This is a genomic window from Chitinibacter sp. SCUT-21 (genome assembly GCA_041874755.1).
Lineage (GTDB): Bacteria > Pseudomonadota > Gammaproteobacteria > Burkholderiales > Chitinibacteraceae > Chitinibacter.
Window position 1 is genome coordinate 2,988,622 of sequence record CP102611.1, and the last position, 17,850, is coordinate 3,006,471.

Below are 17,850 nucleotides of genomic sequence, written 5' to 3' on the forward strand. Positions count from 1 at the left end.
TATTCTAGTTAAGCTTTCAGGCAATACCCTTACAGGGTAATTCGAGCCAATTCTTCAAAGTAAGTCGGGAAGGTTTTCGCCGTGCATTTTGGATCGTTAATGCGCACCGGCACGCCACCCAAGGCCACTAGCGAGAAGCACATCGCCATGCGGTGATCGTCGTACGTGTCGATTTCGGCATTTGGCGTCAGTTGTTCAGGCGGGATGACTGAAATCCAATCCTGACCTTCTTCCACAATCGCACCGACTTTGCGCAATTCAGTCGCCATGGCCGACAGGCGATCGGTTTCTTTCACGCGCCAGCTTTCGATATTGCGAATCGTGGTTTTGCCCTTGGTGTACAGCGCAGCCACGGCAATCGTCATTGCTGCATCAGGAATGTGGTTCAGATCGACGTCGATGGCTTTAAGCTGGCCATCGCTCGGTGGGGCGGCTTCGATCCAATTTGGGCCCCACGTGATCTGCGCGCCCATTTGTGCCAGTGTTTCGGCAAAGCGTTTATCGCCTTGAATCGACTCGCTACCGACGCCGGTGACGCGAACGGCATCGCCACCACCGATCGCACCGGCGGCAAGGAAATACGACGCGCTGGACGCATCACCTTCAACAAAAATCTCGCCCGGCGATTGGTAGACTTGGCCGGCAGGAATAAAGAACTCGTTCCAGCTCTTTTTCTCGACTTTCAGACCAAATTTGGCCATCAGGTTCAGCGTGATTTCGATATAGGGTTTGGAGATCAGCTCGCCGACCACTTCAATCGTCATATCACGATTGGAGAGTGGCAAGGACATCAATAGGCCGGTCAGGAACTGGCTAGACACATTGCCTTTGACTTGAACTCGATCGGCAGCAACCACGCCCGGTTTGATTTTCAGCGGTGGGAAACCGTCGTTGCCCAAATAATCAATCTGGCAACCGGCTTGCCGCAACGCATCGACCAAGTCGCCAATCGGGCGCTCGTGCATGCGCGCCACGCCGTGCAGGTGATAGTTGCCGTTTGATAAGGCCAGCGCGGCGGTCAAAGGGCGAAATGCCGTGCCAGCGTTACCGAGGAATAGGTCGGCGTCTTTATTCGGGAAGTTACCCGCGCAACCATGCACGATAAAATCGCGGCTGTCGCCAATTTGTTCTACCTTCACGCCCAAAGTGGCCAAGGCTTCGAGCATGCGCTGCGTGTCGTCCGACGCGAGCAGGCCACGCACAGTGGTTTGGCCTGCGCACAAAGCGGCGAGCAACAGTGTGCGGTTAGAAATACTTTTTGAGCCCGGGAGCGCAACCGTACCGGCTACTTTGGCGATCGGGGCGAGGTCGAGAAATTCCATCGTGATTCCTTCAGTATCAAAAGGCGCGGGGCGCATTATTCGTTGCAGCTGGCGCTGATCTCTTTCAGCGCTTTCAGCACGCGATCAGGCGTGAGTTTATTTAAACAGTCCATATGGCCCAGCGGGCAAACGCGCTCGAAGCACGGACTACATTCCAAGTCGAGCGTCACAATTTTGGCTTTTAAAGTCAGCGGTGGCGTAAACGACGGCGAGCTAGAGCCAAACACCGCGACCAGCGGGCGGCCGAGCGCGGCAACCACATGCATCAAACCCGAATCATTGCATACGGCCACATGCGATAATGACAGCAAATCAATCGCTTCGGCCAAGCTGGTTTTGCCGGCCAGATTGATCACTTGCGGCGCGAGTTGCGCAATCTCAGAGCAAATTTCGCTGTCTTTGCCTGAGCCGAACAGCCAAACTTGCGCGCCATCGGCGATCAGTTGCTTGGCTAATTCGGCCGCGTGCACGGCAGGCCAGCGTTTGGCTGGGCCGTATTCGGCGCCGGGGCAGATGGCGATGATCGGTTTGTCGGTGCTCAAGCCCAGTTTGGCCAGCGCCGCAGCGCGTGATTCTTCGCTAATCGTCAGTACCGGATGCGGGATGACGCTGATGCGTGGTGCGTCTTTTTCATCGGCCAGCGCGTAAAAACGCTGCACCATTTGCGGCAATTTCAGCGGATCGAGGCTGCGGATATCGTTCAGCAAACCAAAACGCGCTTCGCCTACCCAACCGGTGCGGGTGCGAATGCCAGCCAGTAGCGGCACTAAAGCCGATTTGATTGAATTGGGCAGCACAATCACTTGATCGTAGCCGCGCGCTTTCAATTGCCGCGCCAATTTCCAGCGCTCGCGCAATTTGAGCTCGCCATGACCAAACGGCGCGTCAATCGCCTCGCTAATCTCAGCCATTCGCGCATGCAGCGGGCGCGTCCACGCTGGCGCGAGCACATCAATTTGCGCATTTGGGTAGCGCTGCTTTAAGCGCGCATACATCGGCTGCGCCATAATCGCATCGCCAACCCAAGCGGGCGCGACAATCAAAATCTTATTCAAACAGCAAATTCCTAAAACGTACTTTTTTAAAGCATAAAAGCGGCGGCTGAATTTCAGCTGCGCCGCTTTGGTCGATCTAAGCCGATTAATGGCCTTTGATCACTTCGCCTTCTTTCAATTTGTATTGCGTGCCACAGTATGGGCATTGCGCTTTGCCAGTTTTGGCAATGTCGAGGAAAACGCGTGGGTGCGAATTCCATTTCAACATATTGGGCATCGGACAGTGCAATGGCACGTCGTGCGCGGTTACTTCGATTTCTTTTTGGGTGTTGTCGATCAAGCTCATCATTCTCTCCAATTTAATATTGGGTACTCTATTGGGTATCGTTGTCTAATCATTGATTAATAATGATTAGAGAAATATACCCTGGATATTCTGGTGGGTTACGCCTTCGGCTAACCCACCCTACGATGCTGCGGTGCCAATTTAATACGCTTCAGCAATGCCAAGAAGCGAGCGAGAGGCTCGAAGGCAAGGCAGAAAAAAGCGAAAAACCGGAGTTTACAAGTGTAAATGAGGATTTTGAGCTTTTTTCTAACGCCGAATTCGAGTCTCGCAGCCGCTTTGACTTATACCAGCGTCAGCCAGTCTTCGTGGCGAGGGTCTAGCCCCTTCACGCAGTCGAAGTAGCGTTTTTGCAAACGCTCAGTAATCGGGCCGCGCGTGCCTGCGCCGATAGGGCGGTTGTCCAATTCGCGAATTGGCGTTACTTCGGCTGCGGTGCCGGTGAAGAAGGCTTCGTCGGCGGTGTAAATTTCATCGCGCGTGATGCGTTTTTCAACGACTTTAAAGCCTTCTTCGGCCGCCAGCGTCAGCACGGTGTTACGGGTGATGCCGTCCAAGCAAGACGCGACGTCTGGCGTGTAGATCACGCCTTTTTTCACGATAAACAGATTCTCGCCCGCGCCTTCCGATGCGTAGCCATCGGTATCCAATACCAAAGCTTCGTCGTAACCATCGGCTGCAGCTTCTTGGTGCGCCATGATCGAGTTGATGTAGTAGCCGCTAGCTTTCGCACGCACCATTGATACATTCACATGGTGACGAGTAAAGCTCGACGTTTTCACGCGGATACCTTTCGTTAAGCCGTCTTCGCCCAGGTAAGCGCCCCAAGGCCACGCCGCCACGATGGTGTGGATGGTGTTGTTAGTCGCTGCGATGCCGAGTTTTTCGCTGCCGATGAACGACAGTGGACGCAAGTAGCATGATTTCAGTTTGTTTTCACGCACCACGGTTTTTTGCGCTTCGTTCAGCTCTTCGGCGGTGTAGCCAATCTTCATTTGGAAAATTTTGGCTGAATTGAGCAGGCGCTCAGTATGGTCTTGCAGGCGGAAAATCGCAGTGCCTTTTGGCGTTTCGTACGCACGTACGCCTTCAAACACGCCCATGCCGTAATGCAAGGTGTGCGTGAGGACGTGCGTGGTCGCATCGCGCCAATCTACCAATTTGCCATCGTACCAAATGACGCCGTCGCGATCTGCCATTGACATGCTGAGCTCTCCTGCCTGTTTTGCTGTATTCGGGAAAACGGCGATTGTAACCGAAATTGCCCGTTTTCTGTTGTACTTAGTGAGTAGGCTACATCGCGTGCTTAGGCTGTGAAATCAGCGGCTTGGGCTAGGCCTCGTTTGTGGGGTTGAGGAGTTTTTCCAGCGCCGGGTGCAGGATTTTTTTCGGGCTGTAAATTGCGTGGTATTGCACCTCGACCTGATCAAATGCACCTAAGTTTTGCAGTGTGTCGATGGGTATTGTCTTGGATGGGATGACTGGTGCTGGCTGTAGGCCAATACCTGCTTTGGCAAAGGTGTGCATTAATTCGCTATCCGAAAATTCGCCGACAATATCGGGATAAATTTGGCGTTCAGCAAACCACGCATCCAGTTGCAAACGCAGCGCGGTATTGCGCGTCGGCAGCAACAGCGGCGCGCCATTCAAGCTGTGCGGAAAATGTGCTTGATACTGGGCCACGAGTTCTGGCGTGCCTTGCAGCATCACGGGCGCAGTGGCCAGCGGCTGGCTGCGCAATTGCAAGGCTTCGGCGTTCAGCAAAGGGCGGTCGGCCAAAATCAAATCAAACTGATGCAAAGTCAGTTTGGCGAGCAGTTCATTGAGTTCGCCATCCACCTGACAAACCAGCTTAATCGTGTTCGGCGACGTTTGCAGCAAGGGGCTCAATAATTGCAAGGCATTGCTTTTCGGGATCATATCGACAATGCCGATATTAAGCCGTGCGCGTTGGCTATCACCGCGCTCCATCGCTTGTTTTAGCTCTTTACCGAGCATGAAAATCTGATCGGCGTAATGCAGCATGGTGCGGCCCGCTTCCGTCAGCTGCAAATTGCGCCCAACTTGCACAAACAGGCTTTGACCGATGTCTTGTTCGAGCAGGCTGACTTGCCCACTAATGGTTTGCGCGGTGATGTCGAGCTTGCGAGCCGCGGCGCTAATGCCGCCTTCTTTGGCGACCACCCAGAAATAATGCAAATGTTTGAAATTAAGCGGCTGCATGCAATCTATCGAAAAAAACTGAAGGTTCTTAAGCGTAAGACTGATGTTGGAATCTGTAAAGTGCGTTTATGCTAGCTGCATCATAAAGCTGCAAAGGGGATTGAGATGGATTGGGCTGTCTTGATGGACTCGTGGTGGTTTGCCGCGATCTGTATCGTTTTTGTTGCCGCCTTTTGGTATATCGCGGTTTACAACCCCGGCGCGCAAACTTATTGGGAACGCTTGCCGACGCGAGAGCAATATCGCGCACAGCATCCAGACTGCATTCGCGGAGAAGATATGGCGTGCTGTCACTGTGGCTCAACCGTTAAGCTCGATTTGGGCCTATTGCAATACTGGGATTGGCGTCGCCGGATGATGTGCCGAAATTGCAAAAATTTACTTTGGCGCGAAGAAGATAAATGACAAAGTGGTTGAATCTGGCGTGGTTGATAAAGGATCTGCCCTTTGCGTACTATATTTTTGAGCGTTACTTGATGCATTGGCCTGGTTTGCAAAATCGAATGCATGCCCAAATGAGCGAGATTGAATATCGGCAGTGGCACCTCGATTTAATCACTAACAAGGGTATTAGTTGTTATCAATGCGGTGGAACTGAAAAATTAAGCGTAACTCTAAGCCCTAAACAGTGTGGTATTGCTTGCGCACGCTGCAAAAGCATTCTGTGGCGGCAAAGCTCTACTTTATAATGCTGAAAATTCTAATTAGGAGTGACAAATGAAACGGACGATCCTGTTAATCGCGACCAATATCGCGATTATGGTGGTGTTGGGCATCGTGGTCAGCGTTTTGGGCCTGAATCGCTTTTTAAGCGCCAATGGCCTGAACTTACCGATGCTGTTGATGTTTGCTGCGGTGATGGGTTTTGGCGGTGCGTTTATTTCTTTGGCGATGTCTAAAACCATGGCCAAATGGAGCACCGGCGCACAAGTGATCGAGCGCCCACGCAATCAAGACGAGCAATGGCTGTTTGATACCGTGGCGCGTTTGGCGCAACGCGCACAAATTGCGATGCCGGAAGTGGCGATTTACGAAGGCGAACCGAACGCGTTTGCGACGGGTCCGAGCAAAAATAACTCGCTGGTCGCAGTATCAACCGGCCTCTTGTACAGCATGACGCACCGCGAAATCGAGGCGGTGTTGGCGCACGAAGTGGCGCACGTGAAAAACGGCGATATGGTTACTCTGACGCTGATTCAAGGCGTGGTGAATACCTTTGTTTTCTTCTTGGCGCGTGTGGTCGGTTATTTGGTCGATTCGTTCTTGCGCAAGAACGACGAAGAATCATCTGGCCCCGGTATTGCCTATATGATCACCGTGGTGATCTGTGACATCGTGTTTGGTATTTTGGCCAGCGTCATCGTCATGTACTTCTCACGCCAACGCGAATTTCGCGCTGACGCCGGTGCTGCGCAATTGATGGGCGACGCTGCGCCTATGGTTGATGCGCTGCGCCGCTTGGGTGGCATGTCGCCAAGCGCTTTGCCAAGCAATATGGCAGCGTCCGGTATTTCGAATAAATCGGGCTGGAGCTCATTATTTAGCTCGCATCCGTCAATGGAAGAGCGTATCGCTGCTTTGCAAGGCCAACGTTAATACGTCGGTCAGTATTGCTTTGAAACACAAATGGGGTATTGCCTGTAGGCAAATACCCCATTTTTATTTCTGTGCTGCCAATCAATTACTTGGCATTCAAGGTTTTTTTCAGGCTGTTTAATAAAGTGAATTGCGCGTCGTCTTGCGTGATTTCCCAAATCATCACGCCGCCCAGTTTTTTAGTTTTGACAAATTTCACCTTCTCGGCCAATGAGATCGGGTCGTCAAAAGTGATCAGCTCTTTTTTAGCCGCGTGATACAGATACGGCGATTGGCCTGATTCAGCGTTGCGATAGGCTTTCCAGACATCGGCTTTGGCGTATTTGCGCTGAAAATCAGCCCAGCTGGCTACGCCAGCCTCAGCTTCATCTTTCAGGCCGGGGCCATTCATGCTTTGGACCAAGCCATCGCCATTCGGGCCTGCGGCCACATTGCCCAAACCACGTACATAAAATGGCACGCCCAATACTAATTGCGCCGGTTTTGCGCCTTGCGCAATCAAGTATTCCACTGCTTTGCTGCTTGATAGCACATTGCCATCTGGGTCATTGGGCACACTGTGCAAGCTCGCTTGCAAGGTTGCCGTTTTGCTCCAGCCGCCGCTGCGATCGTAGGCCATTAAATTTACCCAATCGAGCAGCGGCAGCGCGCCTTTCAAATTGTAGCCCTGCATGACCCAACCGCCGTTATTGGCGGGAATCGCTGCGGTGAGCAGGTATTTTTTGTTATCGGCCTTGCCGGCCTCATCGAGCGTTTTGCGCATTTCGCGCAGCAAACTCACCCAGTTTTGAAAATCCGCCGCTGAGGCATCCGCTGCAAAATCACCGCCGGTGACGGGGTGTTCCCAATCCAGATCCAAACCGATGCAGCCACTGTCGCGCATGATGTTGAGCGCAGATTTGGCTAATTTACTGCGGCCTGCGTCGGTTTGTGCTGTTTTAGCAATATTGGCCGATAAACTCCAGCCGCCGATGGCCCACATGCAGTTAAATTGTGGGTTAGCTTTGCGCGCATTGGCTAAATGTGGTTTCCACAATGCAGCGCCATTTTGCGTGCTTTTGGAAAGCACCGCTTCACCACTGGGCGTGACTTCAATAAAAGACAAAATCGCGTAATCGACTTTGCCCAATTGCGCGCCTGCAGGATTGACCAGCGATGCGTCTTTCCATGTGGGTAAATACGTGATGAGCTTGTCATTGGCTGCTACTTGTAGGCTTAGCATTAGGGTGCATAGGCCAAGTCTGATCGGTTTCATTCGGCTCCTCGTTATCCTGCTCGGCAGGTTTTGCTTTCTTATCAAGCCCGCAGTATAAGCAGGATCGATCGGCACGAACATGCTCTCAATGATATGCACCTTCCATTTTTAGGCGCTGATGACAAGCCGCCCGTAGTCGTTCTGCCCCGCTGGTAAGGCGCTTTTCGGCGTGCCATACCAAATAAAACCGCCGCAGCATTGGGATATTGGGCAATGGAATCATCACAAATTCACCGCACGCTAATTCGCGTGCAATGGCACGTTTGGAGCCGCAGGAAATTCCTAACCCTAGCCGTACGGCCTCGCGCACGGCTTCGCCACTGCCTAATTCAAGCAAGATATTAATACCGCCCAAGTGCGGTAACAGCATAGATTCCAGCATTTGCCGCACCCCTGATCCCGGCTCGCGCATAATCCACGGCGTAGCGGCTAAGTCGCTCAGATTCGGTTCTTGTTGCGCCAAGGGATGATCGGCGCGAGCAAAAATGGCCATTTCATCGCTGAGCCATAATTCATTAACCAATTGGCGATGGCTAATCGGCGCTTCGATCAGGCCGATATCAGCGCGACTATCAAGCAATAAATCAACAACTTGCTGCGAATTACCGATAGCGACTTCGTAGCGATCTTCGGGTCTGGCCTGCATTAACTCGCCGAGCAGACTGGGCAGGACAAAATTACCAATTGTGAGGCTGGCTGCAATATGCAGGCGGCTTGGCGCACCTGCGGTGTAGCTACTTTCTAAATCAATTGCTTGGCCGAGTAATTCTTGCGCTCGGGGCAGCAAAAAGCGCCCGTGTTCATTCAAAACCACCCGCCGCCCGATGCGATCAAACAGTGTACAGCCCAGCCGGCGCTCTAATTCGGCCAAAGCCCCACTGGCCGCTGATTGCGATAAGCCCAATTGCTCGGCGGCGGCCGTGACGCTGCCGGTGTGATTGATCGCGCAGAATACCTCAAGCTCACGCAGGGTCATTTTGAGCATGCTTTACTCCTGATCGGTTTTTCCGATTGATTAATCTGAATTATCAGTTATTCAAGATTGGTTGGCCAGCTCTACACTAGGCGCATCAATCGAAGTCAGGAGTACAACAATGAGCATCTTAGCTTGTAAGCGCTTAATACCAGGTTTGGCGCTGGTAGGCGCTCTGACCATCGTGGCGCAAATGATTGGAGAGTATGTGCCGTTGATGGGCGGGGCGGTCGCAGGTATTTTGCTGGGATTGATGTTGCGTAGCCAATTTAAAATATCGGATGCGCAATTGCCGGGTATTCAATTTGCGGGTAAGCAATTATTACAATGGTCGATTGTTGGTTTAGGTTTGGCTTTGCCCATCAGCGCGGTGCTCGAGACGGGGTTGCAGTCTTTAGCGGTGACCTTGGTAACCTTATCCGTCGCCTTTACAAGTGCTTTCGTATTTGGCAAATGGCTGAAAATTCCAACTAAATTATGTGTGTTGATCGGCGGCGGGACTGCAATTTGTGGCGGATCAGCGATTGCCGCAATGACACCTGTGGTCAAACCCGATGATCATGAAACCGCATTCTCCTTATCGACCATTTTTTTATTTAATATTGTTGCGGTATTGATTTTTCCCCCACTGGGTCAGTGGTTGGGGATGAGCGATACTGGCTTTGGTCTTTGGGCGGGGACGGCGATTAACGACACCTCGTCAGTGGTCGCGGCCGCCTATTCATGGAGCAAGGCGGCTGGGGATCACGCTACGATTGTGAAACTCAGCCGTGCCATGCTGATTATTCCCGTCACTTTGATCTTAAGTTTGATCTTTATGCCACGTGATCGCTCAGCAGCCGGTACGCCGCGCCTGAGCATCGCTCACGCGGTGCCGTGGTTTATTGTGTGGTTTTTGGCGGCTTCACTTTTTAATGGCTATTTGCCCGAAGTGTTAACTCGCACAGCGCATAGCATTTCAACCGTGATGATTACTGCGGCATTAACCGCAATTGGTCTCTCTACTGATTTGGGCCAAATGAAAAACACGGGCTGGCGTCCAGTGCTATTAGGTTTGCAAGTGTGGGTTATGGTCGCTGGTTCAAGTTTGCTGATGCAATATATTGGCGGACATTGGTGATCGTAATGCGAAATTAAAAAAGCCCGCGATTTGCGGGCTTTTGTTTGTGGCTGAGAAAGTTACTCTTTTTCAAACCAAGCAATACTCTCCACATGGGCAGTATGTGGAAACATATTAATAATGCCGGCGCTTTTGAGCGTATACCCCTTCACATTAACCAAGACATTCGCATCGCGTGCCAAGGTCGATGGGCTACATGACACATAAATAATCCGTTTCGGGCCATTTTCTGCCGAGATCGCTGTCACTAATGAGATCGCGCCATCGCGTGGCGGGTCGATCAGCATTTTGTCAAAGTGACCGAGCTGTTCTAACCATTCTGGGTTCATATCGAACAGATTGGCCATCGTGAAATCGGTCAGGTTATCGAGGCCATTGTGTTTGGCGCTCTCGAACGCGCGCTCAACCAATTGCTGGCTGCCTTCCATGCCAAGCACTTTCGCGCCGCTGCGGGCGATTGGCAAGGTGAAGTTGCCCAAGCCACAGAACATATCGGCAATGCGCTCGCCCGGCTGCGGATCAAGCATTTTGATCGCACGCTCAACCATGACTCGGTTAATCCCGTGGTTCACCTGAGTGAACTCGGTGGGTTTAAACGGCATTTCAATATTGAACTCAGGCATCAAGTAGCTGAGTTTTGGCGCGTCGAGCGGGTAAATTGGATATGCAGTATCTGGGCCTTTCGGTTGTAGCCAGATTTGTACTTTCCACTGATCGGCGTAGGCTTTGAATAAAGCAAAGTCAGCGTCGTTGATCTCTTCCATATTGCGGAACACCAGCACGGTGACATTCGCGCCAACGGCCAATTCGATCTGCGGCATACGATCGAAAATCGACAGCGATTTCACCAGCTCGCGCATAGCGGGTAATTGCGCTGAGACATGCGGCGGCAGAATATGGCATTCGGTCATGTCGGCGATAAAACTGCTGCGCTTTTCATGAAAGCCGACCAGTACCGTGCCTTTTTTGGCGACGTTGCGCGCCGATAAACGCGCTCTGTGACGGTAGCCCCATGCAGGGCCATAAATTGCTGGTAGAATCGCTTCTGGCTTTACATGACCAATGCGACTGAGGTTATCCTCAAGTATGCGTTGTTTAGCTGCAACCTGTGCACCAAATTCCATGTGTTGTAATGAACAGCCGCCGCAGACGCCATAATGTGGGCATTTTGGCTTTACGCGCATAAAGCTGTCATTATGTACGCTAGTAGCTTGCGCATTTTCAAAGGTTGGTTTTTTGCGGTAGCTGCTATAAGTCACGGTTTCGAATGGCAGCGCACCGTCAATAAAAATTGTTTTGCCCTCGACATGGGCAATTCCGTAGCCTTCATGGCTTAAAGATTCAATCTGTGCGGTCGGGTTGGTCATCTTGAGTCAATGTATTGGGCAATTAGATCGCAATTATAACTGAGGCGCGCGGCTTAGCCCATGCTCAGCCCCATTCTGATATTTAGGTCGTTTTGATGAAGCTCGAATCAGTTCTCCAGCTTTCTGCGCTCCTTGAGGCGCCAACTTGGGAAGTATTTGCTGAGCAATTAGTTGGTGCCGTTCGTCATTCATTTGATGCCAAGCGCACGTTTCTGATTTTACCGAGTGCTGCGCCAGAAACCCTGCTGGTTCACGCTCAGGCCGTTGTGGGTTTGCGCCCTTTGTGCTTTGTCGAGCCACAAAATCCCAACGAGTTTTTTGGTTTAGCAGTGGAAGAACTCATTTGGCAATTGCGCGAGCCGGCCTTGTCGGTGCGACCTGTTGATTTTCAAGTGCAGGATATTTGGGAAGTAGAAGGAGATTGCGTTCCCGAATTGGTGCGCTGGATTTTGCCGCTCGAATCGCATGGGCAACTGATGGCGCTGCTATATGTGGAATTGACTGATGTACAGCGCTTGAAATCATACTTAGAAACGGCGTCATTCCGTGTTGAGTGTGAAGCTTTGTCAGGCATGATGGCCGATCGGATTGAGGCATTGCTCAGTGGGGGCGAGATCGAGCGCGATGAAATGACGCGTCGTTTGCAAAACAGCCTGCAGCGCGCCGAAGAATACCGCGCCTTATTACAAAAATTGCATGAAGTTACGCTCCGCCTCACTCAAACCCCTGATCTAGATACCCTGCAGCGCGAATCTGTGCGTGCAGCCATTACTGATTTGGGCATTGATCGGCTGGGTTTGTTTGCCGTTGACCACGAAAAAGGGTTAATGCTCGGCACTTACGGCACCGATAATAATGGTCAATTAACCGACGAACATTGGTACAGCACCACCATTCCACAGCATCAAATTTTTGTTGCGGCGGCCGAAAAACCGGGCGAAGTGATTGTTAAAGAAGACGCACCGATTTATTACAACAAAGTGGTCGTCGGTCGAGGCTGGAATTCCTTAGTGGGCTTGTATGCAGACGGTATTCATTTAGGCTGGATGGCGGCGGATAATTTCTTGCGCCGTCGTACCTTGATGCCGTATCAGCGCGAAGTGATGAAACTCTTTGCTGCGATTGTGGCGCAACTCATTCGTGCCAAACAAGTGCAACAAGAGATGAGCCTGCTCAATGCGCGGCTTTCGCAGCAAACCGCGGCCTTAGCGCATGCCAAAGATATGGCCGAGGAGGCCAGCCGTGCTAAATCAGATTTTTTAGCCACGATTAGCCATGAAATTCGTACTCCCCTCAATGGCGTGCTGGGGTTTGCGCAATTACTGGCCGATACCCCGCTGAATAAAGAGCAAAGCGAATACGTGGGCAATATTCGCAAATCCGGCGATTCGCTGGTGCTGCTGGTGAATGATTTGCTCGATTATTCAAAAATTGAAGCGGGTAAATTTGAGCTGGTTCCTGATTTCTTTAATTTGCAAGAAGTGCTGGAAGACTCGTGCAGTATGTTGGCATCACGCGCCGTTGAGCGCCGTATCGAACTCGTACTCGATATTGCACCGGTGTTTCCCGTCCGCTATTACGGGGACGGCTTGCGCCTCAAGCAGGTGATTGCCAATTTAGTGTCGAATGCTTTGAAATTTACTGAGCAAGGTGGTGTTTATATTCGCGCGGGGGTTAGCGGCGATGCGATTGAAATCTCTGTGCGTGATACGGGAATTGGGATAAGTAAACAACAGCAAGCGTTGCTATTTCAGCGCTTTTACCAGGCCGATTCAAGCTCAACTCGGCGTTATGGCGGTACAGGTTTAGGGCTGGCCATTTGTAAGTTATTGCTTGAATTAATGGGTGGCGCGATCAGCGTAGATTCCGAGTTAGGGCAGGGCTCCTGTTTTAGCGTCCGCTTGCCGATAGGCAGTGATGACGCGATCCGCCCGCGTATTTTGCCGACGTTGTCGTCCTTAAAAAATAAAAAAGTTGCATTGCTGGGTTTGCCGAACTGGAGCTTAGCGTGGGTGCAACGTTTACTCAGCGCATCGCACGTGCAGTGGCTGGATTTGCAAAGCGCTAGTTTGGCTGAGGCAGATCTTATTGTGATCGATGAAGCCGCTTCGGCCATGAGCACCCTCGATACCCACGTGCCGACATTGGTGCTCGGTTGGCAAACACAGCCCCATGCTGGACAAAACGGACAAAGAACTTTCTTGCCGAAACCGGCTTTGACTGAAAATGGTTTAATCGTTGGCTTGAAAAAAATCCTCGATAGTCAGCCGCCAGCCATTGTTGTGGAACCAAGTCAGCTTCGCTTGCAGGGTCACATTTTAGTGGCCGAAGATAATCCAATGAATCAACGGGTTGTGCTTGCTTTCTTAAAAAAACTGGGCTGTTCCGTCAAAATCGCCCACAGTGGCAAAGAAGCGATTGAAATGGTGCAACGTGAGCCATTTGATTTGATCTTGATGGATTGGCAGATGCCGGAAATGGATGGCATTGAAGCAACGCGTTTATTGCGCAGCCAGCCGCAGTTTCAATCGCTGCCCATTATTGCGCTAACTGCGAATGCATTTGAAAGCAGCGAAGCACAATGTCTTGCCGCAGGGATGAATGGTTTTTTAGCTAAACCGCTTGAATTTGGTCGTTTGCAAGATATGTTGTCTTACTATCTGGCCGAGTGCGATGATGATGAATCTTGCATGCAATGCCAATAATCAGGGAAAACCCTAGCTGGATTGGATGTTTTAGCCGATTAAGCTAGCTGCCCCATCTCAATTGAAATAATCATGAAATCCAATTTAAAAGGCCATTTATTGGTGCTGTTTTGCGTCTTGGTGTGGGGCGTGACTTTTGTTTCGACCAAAGTACTGCTCCAGCTGCGTACGCCAGTGGAAATTGCCTTTGATCGCTTTGTGCTGGCCTTTGTAGTGCTGTGCGCGCTGCACCCGAAGTTTAAATGGCAAGCTTGGCGCACTGAATTGCAATTTTTTGGCCTAGGTTTATGCGGCGTTACGCTGTATTTTCTAACCGAAAACTACGCGCTGCAATTTACCCAAGCGTCCAACGTCGGCTTATTAGTCTCCTCCGCGCCGCTATTGACCGCCATCTTTGCGCACTTTATCACCCACGAAGAACAACTGAGCGTGCGCTTTGCCATTGGCTCCTTCATCGCCTTACTTGGCGTAGCCTTGGTGATGTTTAATGGCTCGGTGATTTTGCAGCTCAACCCCCTGGGCGATATTTTGGCCTTGCTCGCGGGCGCTGCGTGGGCGTTGTACTGTTTGCAATTGCGCAAAGTCGGCGCACGGTTTGGTTATTTGTACCTAACGCGGCAAGTGTTTTTTTATGGCCTGATCACGATGCTGCCTGCCTTGTGGTTTAGCCACTATCGCCTTGATTTGAGTTTATGGCTGACGTGGCAGCAGGGCGGCAATATGCTGTTTTTGGGGCTGATCGCCTCCGCCTTGTGTTATGTGGCGTGGAATAAGGCCGTGGGTTTGATCGGCTCGGTGAAGGCCAGCAATTATATTTATTTAATACCCATCGTAACGATGGCGACCGCGGTGCTGGTGCTGGGCGAAAAGCTCACTGCCGTGGGCTTGGCGGGGGCTGCATTGATTTTATTTGGGGTATATTTCGCTGAACATGGTTTGAAGCTGCCTTCAAGTAAATAGATAGGGTAAGTATATGAAACTCATCGTGGTCACTGGCGCGCAAAAAAGTGGCAAAAGTCGTTATGCCGAGCAACGCGCGCTCGCGTTGTCAGATCGCCCCGCCTATCTAGCCACCTCGCGCGTATGGGACGATGATTTCGCGCAACGCATCGCGCGCCACCAAGCTGAGCGTGACGAGCGCTGGGTTAATTTAGAGCAAGACGTCGATCTGGCCGCGCACGGCTTTACAGGTGAAGTGATCGTGCTCGATTGCATTACACTGTGGCTGACTAATCTATTTACCGATTGCCAATACGATAGAGACGCCACGCTTGTTGAGGCCAAGCAGCGCTGGCAACAATTTGCCGCAGCGACACCGCAAACGGTGATTGCGGTCGGTAATGAAATCGGCTGGAGCCTACACGCCGAAACCCAAATGGGTCGCCATTTTGTCGATCTGCACGGCAGCTTTATGCAACACATCGCCGCGCAAGCCGACGAAGTCGTACTGATGGTGGCGGGCTTGCCGATGGTGGTGAAAGGAGGTGCTTGAGGATGATGCGGATCTATCAAATTTTACTTAGCGGTTACTGTCTGCTCGCTGGTTTTGTGTTCGCAGGCGAGGGCCACACAATGCTCTTTAAGCCGATGAGTAATGAAATAGTTGTAGAGCAGGCGCCTCCTCCGCCAGTTTATCCCGCTATATCACGGCACTTGGGTGAGGCTGGAACTGTTCAATTGCTGTTGATTGTTGGTGAAGATGGAACTGTCATAGATACTCAAATTCTATCGGCTTCTTTTCCAAGACTGGGTAAGGCATGTGCTCAGGCGATGGGGCAAATGCGCTTTGCGCCAATCGTTCGAAATGAAACGTCATACCAATTTCAAACTAGCATCAAATGTCGTTTCCGTCTTGAGGCTGACGCGTCGGAAGCTTCTTCAATTCCAGCTAAATAACTTGAACTACCCTAGTTACCGCGATAAAAAAGCCGTGCATTGATGCACGGCTTTTTTTATCGAAGGTTTGATTACTCAGCTTTCGATGAACTCAGGAAACATTTGTATGCAACGCCTGCCAGTGCCGCACCAATAATTGGTGCAACCCAGAACAACCAAACTTGTGATAAGGCTGCCGTATCGGCAAAGAAGGCCACAGCCAAGCTACGTGCTGGGTTGACTGAGGTGTTGCTCACTGGAATTGAAACCAAGTGAATCAGCGTTAAGCCCAAACCAATCGCGATTGGAGCAAATCCAGCTGGTGCGCGGCTGTCAGTAGAACCCAAGATAATGATCAGGAACATAAAGGTCAGCACGATTTCGCACACGAGTACCGCCGTGAGCGAATAGCCGCCAGGTGACAAGGCATCAAAGCCATTCGTTGCAAAACCACCGGCAACAAAACCCGCTTTACCTGAGGCAATCAGATAGAGCACAGCAGCTGCGGCAATACCACCCAATACTTGGGCGATGATATACGGAATCAAGTCTTTGGCATCAAAGCGGCCGCCCATCATCAGGCCCACTGATACCGCAGGGTTAAAATGGCCGCCTGAAATATGGCCAACAGCATACGCCATGGTCAGTACGGTTAAACCGAATGCTAAGGAAACACCAACAAAGCCAATTCCTAATTCTGGAAAAGCTGCTGCTAATACCGCGCTACCGCAACCGCCCAATACTAACCAAAACGTGCCGATAAATTCGGCCGCGAGTTTATTTTTTAATGAAACCATGTTGCTCCCCTCTGTGATAAAAAAATGCCATTGCACAGTGCTGACAGTTATTCAGCCTTATGGCAATGGCATTGATATTACTCTTTTGGAAAGCTATGGAAAAGTAAAGATTTTGTGTTCTTTGCTTTTAAAGTTACATTTTTATGCGGATAAGATTTCACCTAGGGCAGAAACCAGTGCCGCACACTCGGCATCGGTGCCGATTGAGATGCGCAAAAACTGCTCAATGCGCGGTGCTTTAAAGTGGCGTACCAAAATCGCGCGCTCGCGCAAGGCCTGCGCTAACTGCGCTGCGTCGCGTTGCGGGTGGCGGGCGAAGACGAAGTTGGCTTTCGATGGCAACACTTCAAAACCCAGTTCGGTTAATTGCTGAGTTAGGGTATCACGACTGGCATTAATCGCTGCGCAGGTTTGCTCGAAATACCCCTTGTCTTCAAATGCGGCTACTGCGCCAGCCAGCGCGATGCGGTCGAGTGGATAGCTATTAAAGCTGTTTTTAACGCGTTCTAGCGCGGCGATCAGGTCGGGGTGGCCGACGGCAAAGCCAACGCGCAAGCCAGCAAGCGAGCGTGATTTCGATAGGGTTTGCACGACGAGTAAGTTGTCGTAACGCTGTACGAGGCTAATTGCGCTTTCTCCGCCAAAATCAACGTAGGCTTCATCGACCACGACCACTTGATCGGGATGCGCTTTCAACAGTGTTTCGATGGTGTCGAGCGGCAACAAAATGCCGGTGGGCGCGTTGGGATTGGGGAAAATAATCGCGCCGGCATCGCTATAGTCGGCAGTGTCGATTTCAAAGGCGTCATTCAGTGGCACTTGGCGGTAGTCAATGCCATACAGGCCGCAGTAGACCGGATAAAAGCTGTAGCTGATATCGGGAAACAGCAAAGGTTTATCGTGTTTGAGCAGCGCTTGGAAAGTATGCGCCAACACTTCATCCGAGCTATTGCCCACAAACACATTCGCGCGCGCAATGCCATCGGCGCTGTGGTAGTTGGCGATAGCGTCTTTCAGTACGTCGCCATTCGGATCGGGGTAGAGGCGCAAATGATCATTTACCGCCGCTTGCATTGCCGCGATGGCCTTCGGCGATGGCCCATACGGGTTTTCGTTGGTGTTTAGTTTGATCAGATTGGTGATTTTTGGCTGCTCACCCGGTGTATACGGGGTGAGGGTGTGAACGACAGGGCTCCAAAAGCGGCTCATGGTCAGGTGCTCAGTGATAAGGGTTTGCACTGATTCTACCAAGATCAAGCCATTTTGCGTTGATCCA

General features: G+C 51.3%; 17 protein-coding genes. 7 read left to right on the plus strand and 10 right to left on the minus strand.

Annotation, left to right across the window (positions count from 1 at the left end; genetic code table 11):
- Positions 1 to 29: 29 nt before the first annotated feature.
- The 5 genes from aroA to NT239_13955 form a co-directional block, all read right to left on the minus strand.
- The gene (gene aroA / locus NT239_13935) at positions 30 to 1,322 is read right to left on the minus strand and encodes a 3-phosphoshikimate 1-carboxyvinyltransferase (protein XGA70848.1); all 1,293 of its coding nucleotides are present in this window, start codon (positions 1,320 to 1,322) and stop codon (positions 30 to 32) included.
- Between the two features lie 35 nt (positions 1,323 to 1,357).
- The gene (waaF, locus tag NT239_13940) at positions 1,358 to 2,377 is read right to left on the minus strand and encodes a lipopolysaccharide heptosyltransferase II (GenBank protein ID XGA70849.1); all 1,020 of its coding nucleotides are present in this window, start codon (positions 2,375 to 2,377) and stop codon (positions 1,358 to 1,360) included.
- A gap of 85 nt (positions 2,378 to 2,462) precedes the next feature.
- Entirely contained in the window at positions 2,463 to 2,666 is a 204-nt protein-coding gene (locus NT239_13945; GenBank protein XGA70850.1) for a zinc-finger domain-containing protein, read from the minus strand.
- Between the two features lie 281 nt (positions 2,667 to 2,947).
- A complete protein-coding gene (locus NT239_13950; GenBank protein XGA70851.1) occupies positions 2,948 to 3,868 on the minus strand; it encodes a branched-chain amino acid transaminase in 921 nt (306 codons plus the stop codon).
- Between the two features lie 127 nt (positions 3,869 to 3,995).
- The gene (locus NT239_13955) at positions 3,996 to 4,886 is read right to left on the minus strand and encodes a LysR family transcriptional regulator (protein ID XGA70852.1); all 891 of its coding nucleotides are present in this window, start codon (positions 4,884 to 4,886) and stop codon (positions 3,996 to 3,998) included.
- 105 nt (positions 4,887 to 4,991) lie between these two features.
- On the opposite strand from NT239_13955, the gene NT239_13960 reads away from it, so the two are divergent.
- Both NT239_13960 and htpX read left to right on the plus strand, forming a co-directional pair.
- Complete coding sequence (locus tag NT239_13960) at positions 4,992 to 5,291, plus strand: hypothetical protein (protein ID XGA70853.1); 300 nt, start codon at positions 4,992 to 4,994, stop codon at positions 5,289 to 5,291.
- Positions 5,292 to 5,603: 312 nt separating this feature from the next.
- Positions 5,604 to 6,482, plus strand: a complete 879-nt coding sequence (gene htpX / locus NT239_13965) for a protease HtpX (protein ID XGA70854.1) — start codon at positions 5,604 to 5,606, stop codon at positions 6,480 to 6,482.
- Positions 6,483 to 6,567: 85 nt separating this feature from the next.
- On the opposite strand, the gene NT239_13970 is transcribed toward htpX, so the two are convergent.
- Complete coding sequence (locus tag NT239_13970) at positions 6,568 to 7,737, minus strand: glycosyl hydrolase family 18 protein (protein ID XGA70855.1); 1,170 nt, start codon at positions 7,735 to 7,737, stop codon at positions 6,568 to 6,570.
- 85 nt (positions 7,738 to 7,822) lie between these two features.
- Positions 7,823 to 8,722 (minus strand): LysR family transcriptional regulator, encoded by a 900-nt coding sequence (locus NT239_13975; protein ID XGA70856.1) that lies wholly within the window; start codon positions 8,720 to 8,722, stop codon positions 7,823 to 7,825.
- A 109-nt stretch (positions 8,723 to 8,831) separates the two neighbouring features.
- Between NT239_13975 and NT239_13980 the strand changes: the two genes are divergently transcribed.
- Positions 8,832 to 9,830 carry a YeiH family protein gene (locus tag NT239_13980; protein ID XGA70857.1) on the plus strand — a complete coding sequence of 333 codons (999 nt, stop codon included), beginning with the start codon at positions 8,832 to 8,834 and terminating at the stop codon, positions 9,828 to 9,830.
- 59 nt (positions 9,831 to 9,889) lie between these two features.
- Here NT239_13980 and rlmD read toward each other — a convergent pair whose 3' ends face one another.
- Positions 9,890 to 11,197 carry a 23S rRNA (uracil(1939)-C(5))-methyltransferase RlmD gene (gene rlmD / locus NT239_13985; GenBank protein ID XGA70858.1) on the minus strand — a complete coding sequence of 436 codons (1,308 nt, stop codon included), beginning with the start codon at positions 11,195 to 11,197 and terminating at the stop codon, positions 9,890 to 9,892.
- Between the two features lie 95 nt (positions 11,198 to 11,292).
- Between rlmD and NT239_13990 the strand changes: the two genes are divergently transcribed.
- The 4 genes from NT239_13990 to NT239_14005 all read left to right on the plus strand — a co-directional run bounded on the left by NT239_13990 (position 11,293) and on the right by NT239_14005 (position 15,798).
- A complete protein-coding gene (locus tag NT239_13990; GenBank protein ID XGA70859.1) occupies positions 11,293 to 13,902 on the plus strand; it encodes an ATP-binding protein in 2,610 nt (869 codons plus the stop codon).
- 72 nt (positions 13,903 to 13,974) lie between these two features.
- Positions 13,975 to 14,862: a DMT family transporter gene (locus tag NT239_13995; protein ID XGA70860.1), complete on the plus strand. Its 888-nt coding sequence runs from the start codon at positions 13,975 to 13,977 to the stop codon at positions 14,860 to 14,862.
- Positions 14,863 to 14,875: 13 nt separating this feature from the next.
- Positions 14,876 to 15,394, plus strand: coding sequence for a bifunctional adenosylcobinamide kinase/adenosylcobinamide-phosphate guanylyltransferase (locus tag NT239_14000; GenBank protein ID XGA70861.1), 519 nt, complete (start codon positions 14,876 to 14,878; stop codon positions 15,392 to 15,394).
- Positions 15,395 to 15,396: 2 nt separating this feature from the next.
- Positions 15,397 to 15,798 (plus strand): energy transducer TonB, encoded by a 402-nt coding sequence (locus NT239_14005; GenBank protein ID XGA70862.1) that lies wholly within the window; start codon positions 15,397 to 15,399, stop codon positions 15,796 to 15,798.
- A gap of 71 nt (positions 15,799 to 15,869) precedes the next feature.
- Here the strand turns inward: NT239_14005 and aqpZ are convergent, their stop codons facing one another.
- The gene (aqpZ, locus tag NT239_14010; GenBank protein XGA70863.1) at positions 15,870 to 16,574 is read right to left on the minus strand and encodes an aquaporin Z; all 705 of its coding nucleotides are present in this window, start codon (positions 16,572 to 16,574) and stop codon (positions 15,870 to 15,872) included.
- Between the two features lie 141 nt (positions 16,575 to 16,715).
- Positions 16,716 to 17,783: a histidinol-phosphate transaminase gene (gene hisC, locus NT239_14015; GenBank protein ID XGA70864.1), complete on the minus strand. Its 1,068-nt coding sequence runs from the start codon at positions 17,781 to 17,783 to the stop codon at positions 16,716 to 16,718.
- Positions 17,784 to 17,850: the final 67 nt, after the last annotated feature.